Source organism: Priestia sp. BR_2, assembly GCF_041954005.1.
In the GTDB taxonomy this organism is placed as follows: Bacteria; Bacillota; Bacilli; order Paenibacillales; family Paenibacillaceae; genus Paenibacillus_AQ; species Paenibacillus_AQ lautus_A.
In genome coordinates this window covers 1-3,443 of the sequence record NZ_JAVFHM010000215.1, presented here as the reverse complement: position 1 = coordinate 3,443, position 3,443 = coordinate 1, and the positions used below count along the sequence as shown (strand labels likewise).

At 34.2% G+C, this 3,443-nt stretch carries 6 protein-coding genes; 4 read left to right on the top strand and 2 right to left on the bottom strand.

What is annotated here, in order from left to right; all coding sequences use genetic code 11:
* From RB298_RS15640 to RB298_RS15625, 4 genes are all read left to right on the top strand, one after another.
* The coding region (locus RB298_RS15640; protein WP_486047540.1) for a hypothetical protein at positions 1–203 on the top strand (203 nt) is incomplete at its 5' end.
* A gap of 85 nt (positions 204–288) precedes the next feature.
* Positions 289–534, top strand: coding sequence for a hypothetical protein (locus RB298_RS15635; protein WP_486047539.1), 246 nt, complete (start codon positions 289–291; stop codon positions 532–534).
* A 43-nt stretch (positions 535–577) separates the two neighbouring features.
* Complete coding sequence (locus RB298_RS15630) at positions 578–700, top strand: KGG domain-containing protein (RefSeq protein WP_486047538.1); 123 nt, start codon at positions 578–580, stop codon at positions 698–700.
* Positions 701–1,454: 754 nt separating this feature from the next.
* Entirely contained in the window at positions 1,455–1,655 is a 201-nt protein-coding gene (locus RB298_RS15625) for a hypothetical protein (protein WP_486047537.1), read from the top strand.
* 197 nt (positions 1,656–1,852) lie between these two features.
* On the opposite strand, the gene RB298_RS15620 is transcribed toward RB298_RS15625, so the two are convergent.
* Together RB298_RS15620 and RB298_RS15615 are read right to left on the bottom strand one after the other, a co-directional pair.
* Positions 1,853–2,662 carry a class I SAM-dependent methyltransferase gene (locus RB298_RS15620; protein WP_486047536.1) on the bottom strand — a complete coding sequence of 270 codons (810 nt, stop codon included), beginning with the start codon at positions 2,660–2,662 and terminating at the stop codon, positions 1,853–1,855.
* A 27-nt stretch (positions 2,663–2,689) separates the two neighbouring features.
* Positions 2,690–3,443, bottom strand: a 754-nt coding sequence (locus RB298_RS15615; protein WP_486047535.1) for a class I SAM-dependent methyltransferase, incomplete at its 5' end; no start/stop codon positions are given.

Genomic DNA, 3,443 nt, shown 5'->3' with positions numbered 1-3,443 from the left:
CCCCTCATCCTCAAGAGACTAAAAGAAGAGATCATGCTGAGCAGTATCCTACGGAGAATGAAACTCTATTTGATCGCTTTAAAATTGAGGAGACAGTCGATCCAATACCAACTGAAGAGTTAAAGATAGAAAAGCAAGATGAAAGAAATAAAACGAAAACTAAAAATGAATCCTCCACTGAAAATAAATATAAAAAAAATTAATGTTAAATCAATAGCTTGAAAAAGTAGCTCTTCTAATTACTTATTAAGCTAGGTTACTAAAAAGGGGTCAAAAGGAGTGGGAAGAATGATGAAAACAGAATTACAGACGATCTTTGTTTATTTACATCCAGATGTATTAGCACAAGGTGGTATTTATTTTATTGGACTAGATAAACAAGACAGGGAGCTTCCTCCGGCAAGTATCGAACATTTACGTTTAGATATTGCTAAACAAAATTTACCTTGGGATCCTGAGGCTTATCTTGTCGTAGAGGAAGGAAGATTCCAATGGGACGCTGTAAAAAAAGACTATATAGAAATCGTTGCCTAATAAAAAGCTCGACATTTTACTATGCCGGGATTTTTTGTTTAAAATGAGCCGTGAAGAAGCTGGAAGAATGGGCGGAGAAGCTACAGCTAAAAACCAGGATAAAGAATTCTACCAGGAAATCGGTGAAAAGGGTGGCAACTCCAACAATAAACGTAATAATGACTAATTATTTGTAAAATTAAATTTTTGTATTTTTACGCAATATATCATATACATTTTTAGTTAGCATAACCAACTTTAGTAAAAGCCAAATTCTTTATATACAAAGAATTTGGCTTCTATTTTTATGGTAAATAGTTTGATCATCTTTAACGTCTTTCCGCCAGGAATCTTCTTTTACTAATTTGTCTTTTTTTCTTTATTATCAGTTAAATTCTAGGAAATAATGTCAAGTGACGGACGAGCTACCCATGACGCATTGCACTATGGTCACATAACATGTAACGCTGATTAATAAACGAACAATAGATATATATAAGAGCTTTTCTATATATATTGGTTAAACCTTTCACTGTTCTTTAGGAATAGGGAAAGGTTTAAATCCTAAACGCTAAGGCTAAAGGAGAATTACAATACTTATCCAAACAGGAGGATAACCTGAACAAACTCAAAATCACCAACCTAGAATCTAAAGCGAGGTGTATCCTCTTCCAATCTATGAAAATGACAACTATATTAACGTAAGCAAAGTAAAAAGGAAGGGTGGCTTCAATTACCGAAGAGGCAATAATATCGGAAAGGATGTTCCTATTAATCATATGAAAGGAGGATTAGATAATTTTATTGTCTACCTAAATGAACACAGTGATACAAAAGAAAAAATTCCGAATTAAAGAAGGAAGTTCTTTTAGTTACATTAAACCTATTATTTTCGAATTAAAAATTAGATAGGTGTTTATAAATTGTATAGAGGTCGAGATATGACTAAATTAGCAATGATTTCAAAAAAAGAATGGAAAGATAATGAACTTACTTATTTTCATCACTCATTCCAACAGATAACTCCCTATCTAAATGAAGAAGGTCGTGAAATTCACCTTCAAATTATAAAGGAAATTGAATCTAGAGGGGGCCTTGATTCTATTGATTCGGACTATATCCATGATAAAAACAGGAAGTAAACCTCAATACATGGAAAGGTAAAGAAAGTTTATAGAGAAATTTTAGAGGGTGAGGTTTATCTAAAAATCAGGAATAATTGTAATACATGAAGAGAACCATTTATATGATTTACAGATTCCGTTAACATAATGCACCTTCTAGGTAGTTAAAAAATCCAATTTGTTAATATAAATTGGATTTTTTACATGGAATGTATTTATAAAGTCCTTATACCCTCTACAGCTAACATGTACATCGTTAAAGATTGGGCCTCTTGAGCCACCCATTCGCGATATTCCTTTTCTGCCGTCATATATTCTATTTCGGTAATATAACCATCCCTTTCCATTTGAATCCCTCTACTTGAAGCAGTATCTGCCCATATACCAATTTTTGTTTCGAAAGTAAAATCTGTACGGTTGGATACCTCGTGTTGAGAGGTAACAATGATATCTTGAATACCAATTTCTCGAAACATATGAGCAAGATCATCAGCAATTGCATTATTCATACCTGCATCAGAACGCCACTTCAAATATGCAGAGTAAAAGGAAATCATACTTGGAGGAGGCTGTGGTTCCCATGATATCTTCTTATGATTATAATCCGCGACCAAAATACGCCCACCAATTTTGGTCGCATCTTTCATCATTTGCAATGCTTTCAAGGGATCAGACAGCCATATTAAAACACGGGCAGAGGTAACAATGTCAAATTGTCCTTTATAGGTAAGATTATAGATGTCATCTGTTTCAAAGGTTAATCCTGGGGTATCACCATGAGTTTGACGGGCTTTTTCGATTAGAATTGGATTGCTATCAATTCCTATAACACGCCCACTGGGTCCTACTACTTCTGCTATTCCACGTGTAATTGCCCCTGTTCCACAGCCAATATCAAGAACCGTCATCCCTTTCTTAAGTATACTTGCAAGCCTTTTATGAGAGTATGTTAATGACCGGGAATCCAATACGTTTGTTAACTTCCCCGATAATTGAGCTCGATTACGAGCAATATTCCCTTCCATACGGTAGACCTCCTTATTAATAAATCTCTAGTTTTTCTTAATAGCGACAATTCGAATTCGTTTATAATCTGCTATCCATGTATCATCTTTATATAGATTGGTTTTTATTTTATTTTTTATTTTTTCGTAAATTTTCATTTTTTCTTCCTTAGAAAACTCAGGAAAGAAATCATCTGCAAAGCTATCTAACCAGTGATTTAATCCCTTTTCTCCATCTGCTAACGATGTAGGTCGATCGAAATGATGTGCATAGGATACTCGAAATCCATGCTGTTCAAGTAACATGCTATATTGTCCTATGCTTGGAAAATACCAAGGATTTCTTTCTTCTACATTCATTCCATAATCTTGAGATAGAGTCTCTATTATTCCTCTGATGACAGTCTGTACATTTCCTTCCCCTCCGAATTCAGCTACAAAGCGTCCTCCTGGATTTAACGCTAGTTGAACTGATTTAACAACTTTATCAGCCTGTTTCATCCAATGAAGAGCTGCGTTAGAAAAAATAGCATCGTACTTTTTATCTGTTTGAAAATCTTCTCCATTTTCGATAACAAATGGGATTTCAGGATATTTTCTACGAGCTTTTTCAATCATTTCTTCTGAGAAATCACTTCCAGTAACATTCGCGCTTGACTTGGAAATTTCATATGTAAGATCGCCTGTTCCACAACCCAAATCAAGAATTCTTTCTTCTTTTTGTGGATGAAGTAACTCGATTACTCCTTTTCCAAAATTAGATACAAAGCTTAATTTATCATCATATAAATCTGCATTCCAA

Coding starts and splice junctions, on each gene's coding strand:
- RB298_RS15635 (WP_486047539.1), top strand. CDS start 289: ATGATGAAAACAGAATTACAGACGATCTTTGTTTATTTACATCCAGAT.
- RB298_RS15630 (WP_486047538.1), top strand. CDS start 578: ATGAGCCGTGAAGAAGCTGGAAGAATGGGCGGAGAAGCTACAGCTAAA.
- RB298_RS15625 (WP_486047537.1), top strand. CDS start 1,455: ATGACTAAATTAGCAATGATTTCAAAAAAAGAATGGAAAGATAATGAA.
- RB298_RS15620 (WP_486047536.1), bottom strand. CDS start 2,662: ATGGAAGGGAATATTGCTCGTAATCGAGCTCAATTATCGGGGAAGTTA.